Annotated in this window: 14 protein-coding genes; 8 read left to right on the forward strand and 6 right to left on the reverse strand. The window is 61.8% G+C overall.

What is annotated here, in order from left to right; translation table 11 throughout:
• The first annotated feature begins 79 nt into the window (after positions 1-79).
• Genes Q1B40_RS02635 through Q1B40_RS02650 form a run of 4 tightly spaced genes read left to right on the forward strand, consistent with a single transcriptional unit; the run spans position 80 to position 3,146 of the window.
• Positions 80-793, forward strand: a complete 714-nt coding sequence (locus Q1B40_RS02635) for a GntR family transcriptional regulator (protein ID WP_299809577.1) — start codon at positions 80-82, stop codon at positions 791-793.
• Positions 794-838: 45 nt separating this feature from the next.
• The gene (locus tag Q1B40_RS02640) at positions 839-1,894 is read left to right on the forward strand and encodes an aldo/keto reductase (protein ID WP_299809580.1); all 1,056 of its coding nucleotides are present in this window, start codon (positions 839-841) and stop codon (positions 1,892-1,894) included.
• The gene (locus Q1B40_RS02645) at positions 1,879-2,310 is read left to right on the forward strand and encodes an RbsD/FucU domain-containing protein (protein ID WP_299809583.1); all 432 of its coding nucleotides are present in this window, start codon (positions 1,879-1,881) and stop codon (positions 2,308-2,310) included. Before Q1B40_RS02640 ends, Q1B40_RS02645 begins: the two co-directional genes overlap by 16 nt.
• Positions 2,307-3,146, forward strand: a complete 840-nt coding sequence (locus Q1B40_RS02650) for an amidohydrolase (RefSeq protein ID WP_299809586.1) — start codon at positions 2,307-2,309, stop codon at positions 3,144-3,146. The genes Q1B40_RS02645 and Q1B40_RS02650 overlap by 4 nt, the downstream gene beginning before the upstream one ends.
• 63 nt (positions 3,147-3,209) lie before the next feature.
• Here Q1B40_RS02650 and Q1B40_RS02655 read toward each other — a convergent pair whose 3' ends face one another.
• From Q1B40_RS02655 to Q1B40_RS02675, 5 genes are all read right to left on the reverse strand, one after another.
• Complete coding sequence (locus Q1B40_RS02655) at positions 3,210-4,208, reverse strand: 2-oxoglutarate and iron-dependent oxygenase domain-containing protein (protein WP_299809589.1); 999 nt, start codon at positions 4,206-4,208, stop codon at positions 3,210-3,212.
• Positions 4,209-4,325: 117 nt separating this feature from the next.
• On the reverse strand, positions 4,326-5,729 hold the full coding sequence (locus Q1B40_RS02660; protein WP_299809593.1) for an amidohydrolase family protein: 1,404 nt from the start codon (positions 5,727-5,729) through the stop codon (positions 4,326-4,328).
• Positions 5,726-6,457 (reverse strand): ABC transporter permease, encoded by a 732-nt coding sequence (locus Q1B40_RS02665; protein WP_299812502.1) that lies wholly within the window; start codon positions 6,455-6,457, stop codon positions 5,726-5,728. Before Q1B40_RS02665 ends, Q1B40_RS02660 begins: the two co-directional genes overlap by 4 nt.
• A gap of 125 nt (positions 6,458-6,582) precedes the next feature.
• Positions 6,583-7,362, reverse strand: coding sequence for an ABC transporter ATP-binding protein (locus tag Q1B40_RS02670; RefSeq protein ID WP_299809596.1), 780 nt, complete (start codon positions 7,360-7,362; stop codon positions 6,583-6,585).
• Positions 7,363-7,368: 6 nt separating this feature from the next.
• Positions 7,369-8,373 (reverse strand): ABC transporter substrate-binding protein, encoded by a 1,005-nt coding sequence (locus Q1B40_RS02675; protein ID WP_299809600.1) that lies wholly within the window; start codon positions 8,371-8,373, stop codon positions 7,369-7,371.
• Positions 8,374-8,773: 400 nt separating this feature from the next.
• On the opposite strand from Q1B40_RS02675, the gene Q1B40_RS02680 reads away from it, so the two are divergent.
• Positions 8,774-9,262, forward strand: coding sequence for a nucleoside deaminase (locus Q1B40_RS02680; protein ID WP_299809603.1), 489 nt, complete (start codon positions 8,774-8,776; stop codon positions 9,260-9,262).
• An 87-nt stretch (positions 9,263-9,349) separates the two neighbouring features.
• Here Q1B40_RS02680 and Q1B40_RS02685 read toward each other — a convergent pair whose 3' ends face one another.
• Positions 9,350-10,099, reverse strand: coding sequence for an SDR family oxidoreductase (locus Q1B40_RS02685; protein WP_299809606.1), 750 nt, complete (start codon positions 10,097-10,099; stop codon positions 9,350-9,352).
• Between the two features lie 85 nt (positions 10,100-10,184).
• Here Q1B40_RS02685 and Q1B40_RS02690 point away from each other — a divergent pair, with 85 nt between their 5' ends.
• The 3 genes from Q1B40_RS02690 (at position 10,185) to Q1B40_RS02700 (ending at position 12,940) form a co-directional block, all read left to right on the forward strand.
• Complete coding sequence (locus tag Q1B40_RS02690; protein WP_299809609.1) at positions 10,185-10,556, forward strand: helix-turn-helix domain-containing protein; 372 nt, start codon at positions 10,185-10,187, stop codon at positions 10,554-10,556.
• 282 nt (positions 10,557-10,838) lie between these two features.
• Positions 10,839-11,483 (forward strand): NAD(P)-binding domain-containing protein, encoded by a 645-nt coding sequence (locus Q1B40_RS02695; protein WP_299809612.1) that lies wholly within the window; start codon positions 10,839-10,841, stop codon positions 11,481-11,483.
• Positions 11,484-11,863: 380 nt separating this feature from the next.
• On the forward strand, positions 11,864-12,940 hold the full coding sequence (locus Q1B40_RS02700; protein ID WP_299809615.1) for a transporter substrate-binding domain-containing protein: 1,077 nt from the start codon (positions 11,864-11,866) through the stop codon (positions 12,938-12,940).
• Positions 12,941-12,978 lie beyond the last annotated feature (38 nt).

Below are 12,978 nucleotides of genomic sequence, written 5' to 3' on the forward strand. Positions count from 1 at the left end.
CAGGCCTACCTCGTCTTCAGGATTAGCTTGACAGGGTAACTGTGTCAACTAACATGTTAGCATTCCAATTGAGATAGTCATGTCGCTGCCGAACGAACAAGATCCTGACGAAATCGCCTTGCCGGACATCGGCAAGCTGACGGGCTCCCTTGCACAGCGTGTCTACGAGGCGCTGCGTACAGCCATTCTCGCCATGGATCTGCCGCCGGGCACCAACCTGAAAAAACAGCTCATCTGCGAACAGCTCGGGGTTTCCCGCTCACCGGTGACCGAAGCCATCACCAGGCTGGCGGGCGAGGGGCTGGTGGAAGTCGTTCCCCAGTCGGGGTCGCGTGTCACCAAATTCTCCATGTCGGAAATCCACGAAGGGGCGTTCCTGCGCGAAGCAATCGAGCTGGCAGCCGTGGCGAAGGTCGCGGCGGAGCGCACCGAGGAACAGCTTTCCGAACTGACCCGCAATCTCCGGCTCCAGGCGCTGTGCCTTGAGGATTTCGACGAGGCCGGCTTCTACCGGGAGGATGAGCGCATGCACGAACTCATCTTCTCCTTCACGGGCTACCCGAAACTGAACACGCTTGCCGCGGCCGGCTGGGTCCAGGTGAACCGCGCCCGGCAACTGCTGCTGCCGATGCGCGGCCGCGCGCAGGAAGCCTACGAAGAGCACAAGGTCATCATCGACGCGATCCGCGACCGGGATCCCGAAAAGGCACGGCAGGCGATGCAGAAACATCTGAGCCGGCTCGTCACCCGCCTCGAACCGCTCATCGAAAGCCGGCCGGACCTGTTCGACTAGGCCGTGTGGACGAAGTGGAGACGCAGCCATGAATGAGGAAATGCAATGAACGGTCTTCCAACGCATTTGTTGAACAACCGGACAGCTGAAAAGATAGAGCTGACGGAAATGGGTTTCGGCGGCGCGCCGCTCGGCAATCTCTACCGGAAGGTTTCCGAGGCCGATGCCCAGGCCGCGTTGCAGGCGGCCTATGACAACGGTATCCGCTATTTCGACACCGCGCCGCAATACGGTCTCGGCCGGTCGGAGGAACGCTTCGCGCAGGCCATAAAGCGCTTCGGCAGGGAGAACATCCGCCTCTCCACCAAGATCGGCCGCCTGCTGCTCGACTGCGAACCGGAGGAGGTGACCCCGGAAGCCTTTGTCGATGTGCCCCAGAAGCGGATCGTCTTCGACTACAGCTATGACGGCGTCATGCGCAGCTATGAGGCCAGCAAGGCCCGGCTGCAGATCAGGAACGCCGACATTCTCTTCGTTCACGACGTCTGCGCCTTTTCCCAGGGCTCCCAGGAAGCAAGCGATGCCCGTGTCCGCGAACTCTTTGATCTCGGCGGTTACCGCGCCCTGAGTGAGCTGAGAGAGGCGGGCGAGATTGGCGCCATCGGCGCCGGCGTCAACGAATGGCAGGTGTGCGAGAAACTGCTCGGCCTGGCCGATTTCGACTGTTTCCTTCTCGCGGGCCGCTACACGCTGCTCGAACAGGAAGCGCTGGAAAGCTTCCTGCCGCTCTGTGAGGCTCGCGACGTCGGCATCATCCTGGGCGGGCCGTATAATTCCGGCATTCTGGCCACCGGCGCAGTGCCCGGTGCGAAATACAACTACGCAGACGCGCCGCCTGACATCCTGGAACGGGTGCGCAGGATCGAGGAGGTCTGTGCGGCCCACTCCATCCCGCTTGTCGCTGCGGCCCTGCAATTCGTGCTCGGTCATCCCTGCGTGAAGACGGTCATTCCGGGCGCGGTCGACGCGGCCCAGGTCGAAGCCAATCTGGCGGTCTTGAAGACATCCATCCCGGCCGGTTTCTGGTCGGACCTGAAGTCCGGCGGCCTCGTCCGCGAGGACGCTCCCATGCCGGAGGAACGCACATGCTACGCGGCCTGAACCCTCTTCTTTCACCCGACCTGCTGCATGCCCTTGCGGCCATGGGGCACGGCAACGATATCGTCATCGCCGACGCGAACTTTCCCGCGCACAGCAACGGCCAGCGCGTCGTCCGCCTCGACGGTGTTTCGGCGACGGCGGCGCTGGAAGCAGTCCTTCAGGTCCTGCCGCTCGACACCTTCGTGCCCGATCCGGCACTGACGATGCAGGTGGTCGGCAATCCGTCCGAGGTCCCGCCGGTGGTCGCCGAATTCCAGAAGCTGGTCGATAAACTGGCGGACAATCCCGTGAAGATCGGCGGCCTGGAGCGCAATGCCTTCTATCAGCGCTCCCGGGACGCCTTTGTCATCCTCCAGACCGGTGAAACCCGTCTCTATGGCAACATCCTTCTGAAAAAGGGCGTGATCGGTTCATGACAGCCGCCCGGACCCGCATCGACGCCCACCAGCATTTCTGGCAGATCGGGCGCGGCGATTACGGCTGGCTGACACCTGATCTAGGGCCGATCTACAGGGATTTCCTGCCCGCCGACTACGAGCCGTTTCTTGAGGCGCATGGCGTAGCGGGGACCATCCTCGTCCAGGCTGCGCCTACACCGGCCGAGACCGCCTTCATGCTCTCGCTGGCTGAGAACAATCCCTTCATCAGGGGTGTCGTCGGCTGGGTGGATTTCGAGGCGGCTGACGCAGCAGGTCAGATCACCGCGCTGGCGGATCGGTCCGGCCTCGTCGGCCTGCGCCCGATGATCCAGGACATTGCCGATGTCAGCTGGATGCTGGGCTCGCGATTGACGCCGGCCTTCGAGGCCATGGAGCGGCATGATCTGACCTTCGACGCGCTGACCCTGCCGGGTCACCTGCCGCACCTGCGAGTGCTGCTGGACAGGCACCCCGGTCTGAAAACCGTTATCGACCACGGTTCGAAACCGGATATACGCTCCGGAGAGTTCGATGTCTGGGCGGAGCACATGAGCGCGCTTGCCGGCCAGACGCAGGCCTGTTGCAAGCTTTCAGGTCTCGTCACCGAAGCTGCAGAAAACTGGAAGGTGGAAGACCTCAAACCCTATGTGGACCATCTCCTTGCCACCTTCGGCCCGGACCGACTGATCTGGGGCAGCGACTGGCCAGTCTGCACTCTTGCGGCCAGCTATGCGGACTGGGTCGCGGCAACGGATCGGCTTCTCGCCGGCCTGAGCGAGGCAGAGATAAAATGCGTTCTGCATGACAATGCCGTCAGGGTCTACGGCCTCTGAGGAGAGGTAGTCAGGTCCGGCGAGGTTTGATACCCCGCCGGACCGGTCGATATGCGCTGGGCTTTATTTCTTGCCGAAATTCGCCCCAAGGCGCATCTGGATGTAGTCATGCGCCGTCATCGGTTCGTATTTGCCCTCCGGACCGGCAAGCACCGTATCCATGTTGGCCTGGGCGAAAAACGCCATGGAATAGCGCGGGCCGAGATATTCCTCCGGCTTGGGCATGCGCACCCGGTGCAGGTTGGACAGCAGCTTGTCGTCGGACCAGCGCATCAGCATGTCGCCGATATTGCAGGTGATCACTCCTTCCAGCGGCGGCACGTCGGTCCAGGCGATCGCGCGGCCCTGGCTGTCCTTGCCCGGGCAGAGCTGCAATCCGCCTTGCCCCGCCTTCTGGTGCAGCAGCGTGAGACAGTCGAAGTCCGTGTGAGCTCCGGCGCGCCAGAACTTGAAGTCCTCTGGCTTGGCGTCCTCCATGCCCAGATAGTGGATCAGCCGCAGGGTGGACTGATATTCCGGCGTCAGCGGATTATGGCCATCGGTGAAGAAATCCGGCGGGAAGTCCAGCTTGTCCGCAAAGCAGGAGAGAACTTTCATCGCCAGCGCCCAGTTGTGGCGCTCGAAGGCCAGCATGGTCGCCTTGAAACCCGTGACTTCCTCCCCGGACGGCCACAGACCGGTCATGCGCGGCAGGGTGATCTGGTAGCTTTCCTTCTGGTCCGCCGTGCCGGTGGACGGGCGCACCTGCGCCTTGAATTCCCATCCGGCATTCGAGCCGGGCTTGAGCGGGAATTGTTCCTTCGTCTCCGCGGGCAGGCTGAAAAAATCGGCCGAGAGGCGAAAGGCCTCGTCGATCAACTCCTGGGGAATGCCATGATTGGTGAGCTGGAAGAAGCCGATCCCGGTAGCTGCCTCCCACAACTCCTCGGTGATCTCCGCCTTGCGTGAGAAATAGTCCGACATGTCGATCCGCGGGATGTCGCGATCGACGAGCTCGCCTTCGCCGCCGAAGTTCTTTTCCTTCTCCAGTTCGGCAAGGCCGTATGATGTAGAGGTGCTCATGTTTCCGTTCTCCTCAAAAAAGGGTTCCCGGAGCAATGACCCGTGCCGCGGCGGCACTGCCAGCTTATACTCCACATACCGGTTTCACCGGCAATTCAGGCCAGTCTTTCGGGCCCATCAGGCATGGGCGGCGCGGGCCCCGGTGGACGCCGTTATCTCCTTTCTTCGTTCGATGATGCCCCGTGTGATCCGGCCGGCATCTTCGGCAAGCGCCGCAAGATCGAGACCGGGTATCCGCCCGTCCTTCACGACCTGCCGGCCGCCGACGAAACTGTGCTTCACGGTTGCGGCCCCGGTCAGAACCGGCGCCAGCGCCGGGTCGTGCAGACCCAGATTACGCGGCGCATTCAAGTCGAACAGGGTGATGTCTGCGGCCATGCCGGGCGCCAGAATTCCGAAGTTGTCGAAGCCGAGCATTCTGGCGCCGCCGTCCGTTGCCCAGTTCAGCAGCGTTTCCGCGCGGGCGGCGTGAACGCCCTTGGCGGCCCGGTGAAGCGTGAAGGCGCTGTAGAGTGCCGCACCCATATCCGCCGCCTCGTTGGCTCCGGCCCCGTCGACCGCAAGGGAAACAATCCCGCCCGCGTCATGCAGCGCGTCGGCGGGCGCGATGCCGGAGCCGAGCCGCGCATTGGCCTGCGGGCAATGGGCCATGCCGGTACCGGTTTCCGCAAGCAGGGCGACTTCGGCCGGATCGCATTCAACCAGATGAGCGAACCAGACGTCCGGCCCGAGCCAGTCCTGCTCGGCCAGCCAGTGCACCGGCCGCTTGCCGTAGCTGCGAAGCGTGAAATTCACATAGGCGCGGTTTTCGGAAAGATGCGAATGCAGCCGCAGGCCCTTGGCACGGGCGAAACCGGCAATGCCCTTCAGCTCGCCGGGCTCGACGTTAAAGGTAGGGGTCGTCGGCGCCACCGCGACCCGGCGCAGGGAGCCGGGGGAGGGGTCATGCCAGCGGTCGGCGGTCCGCTCGATGGAGGCCAGAAATGCGTCCAGTGTTTCGGTCGGCGCCGGGGGCAGGGCCGGATCCGCAAAGGAACGTCCCTTCGTGCCGCCGCCGCGGGCCAGCACGAAACGGAGACCGAGGGCGCCCGCTTCCTCGAACAGGATGTCGGCGGGGTCGTACTCGTAACGGTCGGAGAAGACATAGTGATGATCGCAGACCGTCGTCGCGCCGGTGAGCAGAAGCTCGGCCAGTCCGATCCGGGCGGCAACTCTCAGGGCTTCCTCGTCGATCAGCGGCCAGTAACTGTAAGGCACATGCATCAGCCAGTCGTCGAGCGGGACGTTCAGCCCTTCGGGCACAGCCTTGAGGATCGACTGGAAGAGATGATGATGGCTGTTCACCAGCCCCGGCGTCACCACGCAGCCACCGGCATCGACGGTCTCTTCGCCGGGGTGCGGCAGAAGCGCACCCATTTCGCTGATCATGCCGTCGCGCACCCGCAGCGTGCCGCTGAAACGCTCTCCCTCCCGGTTGCCGGTAAGTCCGTAATCGATGCCGGTAATCAGGAAGGACGTCATTTCTGCCCTTTCGGCAGAGACCACGGGAAGAAGATCCGCTGGGTCTGGCTGACGATCTGAAACAGCAGGAGCGACATCGCAACCAGGATTACCAGACCGGCCCAGGCCTGCGGCAGCTTGAACATGGAAGTCGAGAACTGGATGAAATAGCCGATGCCTTTTTCCGCTGCCACGAATTCCGACACCACCGCACCGATGACCGCCAGCGTGATCGAGATCTTCATGCCGGAAAAGATGTAGGGGGTCGCATAGGGCAGCCGGATCTGGGTGATCTCCCGGAAGGACGGTGCGCGCAGCGAGCGCGACAGTTCGATCAGCTCCGGCGGTGTCGCCGCAAGCCCCGTGGTCATGGAGACCACCAGCGGAAAGAAAGAGATCATGAAGGTGATGACCACCCGCGGCGCATCGCCCGTGCCGAGCACCACGATGATGATCGGCGCAACGGCAACCACCGGCACGGACTGGATCACCACAAGCAGCGGATAGAGCGCGCCCGACAACAGCCGGGACTTCGCCAGTCCCACCGCGATCGGCAGGGAGACGACGAAGGAGACCAGATAGCCCAGCAGCGCCACGCGCAGCGTCGCCCAGATATGTTCCACCCAGCGCCCCGCCGGCACCGCTTCGAAGCCGAACAGGATGCGGGAGGGAGACGGCAGGATGTAGGACGGCACCGCAAAGATCCGGGTGCCTGCCTCCCATAGAATCAGCAGCAGCAGGAAAGTCATCAGCGGCAGCGCCACCGGCGTGCGCAACAGACGCTCCTTCAGGGGAACGGTCTTTGCGGACGGCGCTGCCGTCGCCGGCTTGGGTGTCTTTGCGCTGGACGTGTCCGGCGTGTCTGCGACCGTCATCAGGCAGCTTCCTTTCGGATCAGGAGCGAACGCAGATGTGCCGCATAGTCCTGCATCTCCGGTGTCCCGAGCGAGGTCTCGTCCCGGGGACGCGATGTCGGCACAGGCAGGTCGGCGATCACTCGTCCGGGGCGCTCGCTGAGCACCAGCACACGGTCCGCCAGAAGGGCGGCTTCGGGAATGGAATGAGTGATGAACAGCACCGTCTTGGGGCTGGCCTGCCACAGGCGCAGAAGCTCGAAACCCATCATGTCGCGAGTCAGGGCGTCCAGTGCGGAAAACGGCTCGTCCATCAGCAGGATGTCCGGGTTGAGGAACAGCGCTCGGGCAATCCCCACCCGTTGCTGCATGCCGCCGGAAAGTTCGGATGGCAGGCGCTTTTCAAACCCGGCCAGTCCGACCGTTTCGATGATCGCCTGTGCCTGCGCGCGGTCCTCGGGGGTGACCCGGCCCAGCTTGTGCCTGGCGGGAAACACCACGTTGTCCTCCACATTCGCCCAGGGCAGCAGTGTGGGCTTCTGGAAGACGATGCCGACATCGTCGCGCGGCTGCGTCACCGAAAGGCCGAAGACGCTCACGCTGCCTGTAGAGGGTTTCATCAGACCCGCGGTCAGCCGCAGCAAGGTTGACTTGCCGCATCCCGACGGGCCGAGCACGGCGACGAACTCATGCTGGGCAATGGTGACGGAGACCCCGTCCAGGGCTGTCAGGGAGCCGGTGCCGGTCAGAAAAGTCTGACCGACACCGGAGAAGTTGATCGCGTTACCTGCAAGCGCCACGGGGCGTCACTCCGACGCCGGCATGAAGGACCGGTCGACAACGTCCTCAGGCTGCAGCGAAGCCGGATCGAGGTCCTGGGATGCGGCAACCCGCTCCCATGTGGCCTGCAGACGGTCCGCATCCAGCGCGCCGAGGCCGTAGGTTTCGGTCACTTCGTTGAAGGCCAGCTTGGAGGCGTCGAGCCAGGAGCCCTTGACGTCTTCCGCCGAAAGCTCCGGCACCATCGCCGCAACGGCGGCTGCCGCCTTGTCCGGGTTTTCATAGGCGAATTCGAGAGACTTCTTGAATGCGGCGACGAAACGTTTCGCCACCTCCGGACGCTCGCTCAGAAAAGTGTCGCTGGCAACGAGCGCTGCGGAATAAAGCTCCAGACCCGCATCGGCCCAGGGAAGGATGACAATTTCCTTGCCGGCTTCCTTGGCCTGACCGGTGTAACGGGACACATCCGTCAGCCAGGCGATGATGGCGTCGGACTGGCCGGTCATCAGCAGCGGGCCGAGCGCGCCCGGATCGGATTTGGTCAGGGTGATGTCGTCTTCCGAAATCCCGTTGTCGGCGAGCACCAGCGGCAGGAAAACGTTGGAGGAGGTGAAGGGGGAAGTGGCGATCTTCTTGCCCTTGACGTCCTTGATGGATGTGATCCCCGTGTCGGCCGTCGTGTAGAAAGCGTGCGGACCCATGTTGAAGATGGACATGACTGCGGTCGCCGGAACGCCTTCAGTTGCTCTTGCGGCCATCAGCGCACCCAGCCCGGCAGAGCCGATATCGGACGTGCCGGTCGCCAGCTTGGTGATGGCTTCCGACGAACCGCGGCCCGGCTCGATCTTGATCTCCAGGCCTGCTTCCTGGCAGAAGCCTTCCTGAACGCAGACATAGATCGGTGCCTTGTCGCCGCCCGGCAGCCAGTCGAGCTGATAGGTCACCAGGTCCGCCGCCGAGGCGGTTCCCGAAGCCGTGACCGCTGCAGCGACCGAAGTCAGGGCAACGCACAAGATTTTCCCGTCAAACATGCGCATCAGCACATCCTTTCACTGTTGTTTATCTGGAAAAGGGGCAAGACGCGGGAGCGTGATTTCCGACCGTTCGCCATTGTCATCCCATTGTTCGCAAGGCAGGCTCGGAATGGTCCCCCAAGGCTGCATCGGCCAACCAACAAAGATGAGCAATGTCAAAGCCGAAGGCTCTACCGCTTCTACTCGCCTCCACGGAAGATCAAGGCAGTGTTCTTGTCAAGAAGACCGCAAGGTGATTGCAATTGATTGCGGTGGCTTCGCTTAATATTTCCGCGAATGCCTCAATTTTCGCCAGACGATTGATCAAATTCTGTCCAGCAAGACTGAACGTTCCGGCGCACTTGCAAGGCGAAAACGGGCATGATCCCCTCTGCCGCAAAGCATACGGGAGACAGGCGTGAACGTTACACGGGAAGACAGGGACATCGCGCTGCTGCGCAGGGCATTCGAGATTGCCGCCAGTGCCAGGGAAACCGGCGACCATCCGTTCGGCTGCCTTCTGGCCGGACCGGACGGAGAGATCCTGATGGAGCAGGGCAACGGCTATACCGCCGAGGGACAGGACATGACAGCCCATGCCGAACGCCTGCTCGCCACCCGCGCCAGCAAGCAATGGCGGCCGGATTTTCTCGCCGGCTGCACCATGTACACCTCGGCCGAGCCCTGTGCCATGTGCTCGGGTGCTGTCTACTGGTCCGGCATCGGCCGTGTCGTCTTTGGTCAGACGGAAAAATCGCTGAAGGAACAGACCGGCGATCACGACGAAAACCCGACGCTGGACCTTCCCTGCCGCACGGTGTTCGCCGCGGGCCAGAGGCAGGTCGAGGTGGTCGGCCCGCTTCTGGAGGACGAGGCCGCGCAGCTTCAGGCGGACTTCTGGTCTTAGGCCGTCCTGCAAACGGAACGGCCGGGCAACTTGCGTGGCCCGGCCGTGTTCCGTTGGTTGTGAAGGTGTTGCAGGTCGGGCGGAGGATCAGACCTGTGCGTAGCCGCCGTCGACGAAGATCTCGCTGCCGGTCATGTAGCTGCTGTCGTCGGACGCCAGGAAGGCCGCGACGGCTGCCGTCTCCGACGGATTGCCCATCCTGCCGAGCGGTGTCTGCTCGTTGAAGTTGGCGACAATCTGGTCCGTCGCTCCGGTCTGGTCGAACAGGTCCTTGACGCCTTGCGTCTCCGTTGCGCCGGGAGAAAGCACGTTCACGCGGATACCCGTCCCCTTCAGGTCCAGGGACCAACTGCGGGCGAAGTTGCGGACGGCTGCCTTCGAGGCGCTGTAGATGCTCATGGCGGCGGTTCCCGTCACGCCGACGGTCGATCCGGTCAGGATGATCGATGCACCGCGATTGAGAAGCGGCAGCGCCTTTTTAACGGTGAACAGCGTGCCCTTGACGTTGATGTCGAAGGTCCTGTCAAAATGCTCCGGCGTGATGTCACCCAGGGCGGCGAATTCGCCGATGCCCGCATTGGCGACCAGAACGTCTATGCTGCCCTTGTCGGTTTTCACCGTCGCAAACAGACGGTCGAGATCTTCAAGTCTGGTCGTGTCGCCCTGAACGGCCCGTGCATTTGCGCCCAGCTCTTTCAGGGCCGCGTCAAGGGCGTCCTGACGGCGGCCGAAGATGTAGACCTGCGCGCCGTCTGCGATAAAGCGCCTTGCCATTTCCAGGCCGATACCGCTGGCACCGCCGGTGATGACTGCTGTTTTTCCTTCCAGTTTGCCCATTGGAACTCTCCTTTGTTTGGGGTCAAACTGAAGCTAAGATGTGATTTCCTTTCCACAAGTATGCACCTTTTGGTAAGTAGGCAGAATGAGCACCGAACCTGAAAAATCCTTTCCGTTTATCTGTGGCCTCGACGCAGCCTTGCGCGTGATCGGCGGCAAGTGGAAGCCGCTGGTTCTCTATTTTCTCCGCAAGGGACCCATGCGCTACGGCGAACTCCGGCGCTCCGTGCGCGGCGTCAGCGACAAGGTGCTGATCCAGCAGCTCAAGGAACTCGAAGCGCACGGAATAATTCTGCGCACCGACTACGGGGAAGTCCCGCCCCGGGTCGACTACACCCTGACCCCACTCGGCTGCAGCCTGGCCGATACACTGACATCCCTGTGCGTCTGGGGCGAGAAAAACGCCGCAACGATCGCCGCCGCACTCGCTGAGCGGGAGAAGGAGAGTGTGGGGTAGAGTGATTTCCTGGAAGGGTGTTCCTTCGCATCCTGCCGCAGACCTGTTTTTCCGGTTGGGTCCATGATGCCGTCTCCGGATGTTTTCGCTTATCCTGTTATCTGAAGTCGGGATATTTTCAGCGAGCGTTGAACGCTCCTTCAATGGCGGCAGCCTATGCCGCCCGTGCGCGGCGGCCTTGCGATTTTCTCTCCGGTTACCAAAAAGTCAGTACTTGAAGAAAGGTTACCTGCGACGACATTGTTCCCCATCAGAACCGATCGAAGCGTTTCGGAGGGTGACATGAAAATAGGGACACTCGGAGCTGGCCTCGTTGCACAGTCCTTTGCGCTCAAGGCCATGGCCGCCGGCCATGAAATCGTCTTCAGCAACCGGCGTGGTCCGGAGACTCTGACTGGTCTGGTCGGGGAATTCGGCCCGCAAGCCCACGCGGCCACTCTTGAAGAGGCGGCCCGCCAGGAAATCGTGCTGCTCGCGGTTCCCTGGGCAAATGTTGAGGACACCTTGAACAGTCTTCCCGCATGGCATGGTCAGATCCTGATCGATGCGACCAATGCGCTGACGGAGGGTGGCGCAGAGGATTTCGGCCAGGACAGTTCCAGCGAAATGATCGCGCGGCTTGCACCGGGCGCGCGTGTGGTCAAGGCGATGAATGCGATGTTCATGGAGAATTTCAGGAAGGACCCGGTGATCGGGGATCTCCGCAGAGCAATGTTCATTTCCGGCAACGACCGTTCGGCCGCGTCGGACGTCGCCGACCTTTTCGAAGACCTCGGCTTCGCGCCGGTCCTTCTCGGCTCCCTTGCCAGGGGCGGCAGGATGCAGGCGGTCGGTGCGACCCTGGCAGGGCACGACCTTTTCCTTCCCTGGCCGGCACCGAGATCCTTCCCCGCTTTCAACGGTGAGCCGGCCGAAGAAACGGCATGACGTCCGGAGCGGCTTCAAGATATCCTTGCCATGGCTATCGACCGGCGAAATCATGAACCGGTGACCGGGTGGGCAATCTGCCGACCGGCGGTTGGCGGGAAGTTCACTGACAGGAAGGGAGCGTTCCCCTGCGGGCACGGCACGCCGCCAGACAATTTCGACAGTCAGCGAGCTAAGATATTCAGACCTTCCCAGGCGCTGTTTCCGCAGGGTTTCGATATTTAACCCGACGTTAAATACTGAACGGACACCATGCGTCAGGAACCACCTTCCCTTGTCCTCTCTTCCCTGATTTTATCCAACTCATTGATATTGCTCATATGCTCAGATCCAGATTCGACAGTTTCTCCCCGAAACACGCTACAGTCCAGGTGAATGCCATGTTGCGAATTCTCGCTGCGTTTCTTGCGCTCGTCTGTTTTTCGTCAATATCGGCAGCACAGGACACTACGGAAGAAAATCCGAAACTGCTGGTCGGCATTTATGAAAGCCCTCCCTTCGTCATGGTGGACGGGGACGATATTTCGGGCATGGCGGTTGACCTCTGGGAATTCATCGCCGGCGAGATCGGAGTCGAATACGATTACAAGTCCTTCGATACGGTCACGCAACTGGTCGACGCGGTTGCGTCTGAGCAGATCGACCTTGCCGTCACCAATCTGACCATCACCGAGAAGCGCGCGGGCCGTTTTGACTTTACCCAGCCCTGGTTCGACGCAGGCTTGCGCGTCATGGTTAGCGAGACACCTCATGTCGGCTTTTCGGGGCTGATCGAAGGCCTCAGGGATGCGGGTTATCTCAAGCCTTATGCCTGGCTCGCGTTCATCATCGTTGTCTCGACCCTGGGCATGACCCTTTTCGACCGGAAATTCGACAAGGGGTTTCCGCAGAAATGGACCGATGGCGTTGCCGAAAGCTTTTATTCGGTCATGTCGGTCGTCACCTCGGGAAAGGCCCCGTCACGGAAGAACCTGTTCGGCTGGGTTGGCCGCATCTGGCAGGCGCTGTGGCTCATTTGCGGGATAGCTGTGATGGCCTACGTCACCTCTTCGGTCACGAGTGTCATGACAAGTCTGTCGCTGACCGGAACCATCAACGGCGTCTCCGATCTTGCCGGGAGAACGGTTGCTGTCGCCGAGGGCAGCAGCGCGGAAGAATTCGCGCACGATTCGATCATCAACTCGATTTCCACCCGCAACATCAAGGCGTCCGTTGAAGCCCTGGAAAACGGCTGGGTGGAAGCCATCATCGGTGATGCCCCTGTCCTGGAGTATTACCTGCACAGGAATCCTCAGGCAGAGCTCAAGGTGGTCGGTCCGATTTTTCAACCGGAGAAATACGGCTTCGGTCTTCCCCATGGCAGCCCCCTCAGACGGGAGATGACGATAGAGGTCGTGGGGGCTCATGAAAATGGCGTGATCGACGATCTTCGCACGCAGTATTTCGGCGACAACTGAGTTTTCAACGCGGCTGGATCTCTCTTCGGTCAGTCATA

Origin of the sequence: uncultured Roseibium sp. (assembly GCF_947496995.1) — a bacterium.
Lineage (GTDB): Bacteria > Pseudomonadota > Alphaproteobacteria > Rhizobiales > Stappiaceae > Roseibium.

Bases quoted from the DNA above. Each gene is read 5' to 3' on its own strand.
- Q1B40_RS02645 (WP_299809583.1), top strand. From the start codon at position 1,879: ATGCTACGCGGCCTGAACCCTCTTCTTTCACCCGACCTGCTGCATGCC.
- Q1B40_RS02695 (WP_299809612.1), top strand. From the start codon at position 10,839: ATGAAAATAGGGACACTCGGAGCTGGCCTCGTTGCACAGTCCTTTGCG.
- Q1B40_RS02690 (WP_299809609.1), top strand. From the start codon at position 10,185: ATGAGCACCGAACCTGAAAAATCCTTTCCGTTTATCTGTGGCCTCGAC.
- Q1B40_RS02650 (WP_299809586.1), top strand. From the start codon at position 2,307: ATGACAGCCGCCCGGACCCGCATCGACGCCCACCAGCATTTCTGGCAG.
- Q1B40_RS02655 (WP_299809589.1), bottom strand. From the start codon at position 4,208: ATGAGCACCTCTACATCATACGGCCTTGCCGAACTGGAGAAGGAAAAG.
- Q1B40_RS02700 (WP_299809615.1), top strand. From the start codon at position 11,864: ATGTTGCGAATTCTCGCTGCGTTTCTTGCGCTCGTCTGTTTTTCGTCA.
- Q1B40_RS02640 (WP_299809580.1), top strand. From the start codon at position 839: ATGAACGGTCTTCCAACGCATTTGTTGAACAACCGGACAGCTGAAAAG.
- Q1B40_RS02665 (WP_299812502.1), bottom strand. From the start codon at position 6,457: ATGACTTTCCTGCTGCTGCTGATTCTATGGGAGGCAGGCACCCGGATC.
- Q1B40_RS02635 (WP_299809577.1), top strand. From the start codon at position 80: ATGTCGCTGCCGAACGAACAAGATCCTGACGAAATCGCCTTGCCGGAC.
- Q1B40_RS02660 (WP_299809593.1), bottom strand. From the start codon at position 5,729: ATGACGTCCTTCCTGATTACCGGCATCGATTACGGACTTACCGGCAAC.
- Q1B40_RS02685 (WP_299809606.1), bottom strand. From the start codon at position 10,099: ATGGGCAAACTGGAAGGAAAAACAGCAGTCATCACCGGCGGTGCCAGC.
- Q1B40_RS02675 (WP_299809600.1), bottom strand. From the start codon at position 8,373: ATGTTTGACGGGAAAATCTTGTGCGTTGCCCTGACTTCGGTCGCTGCA.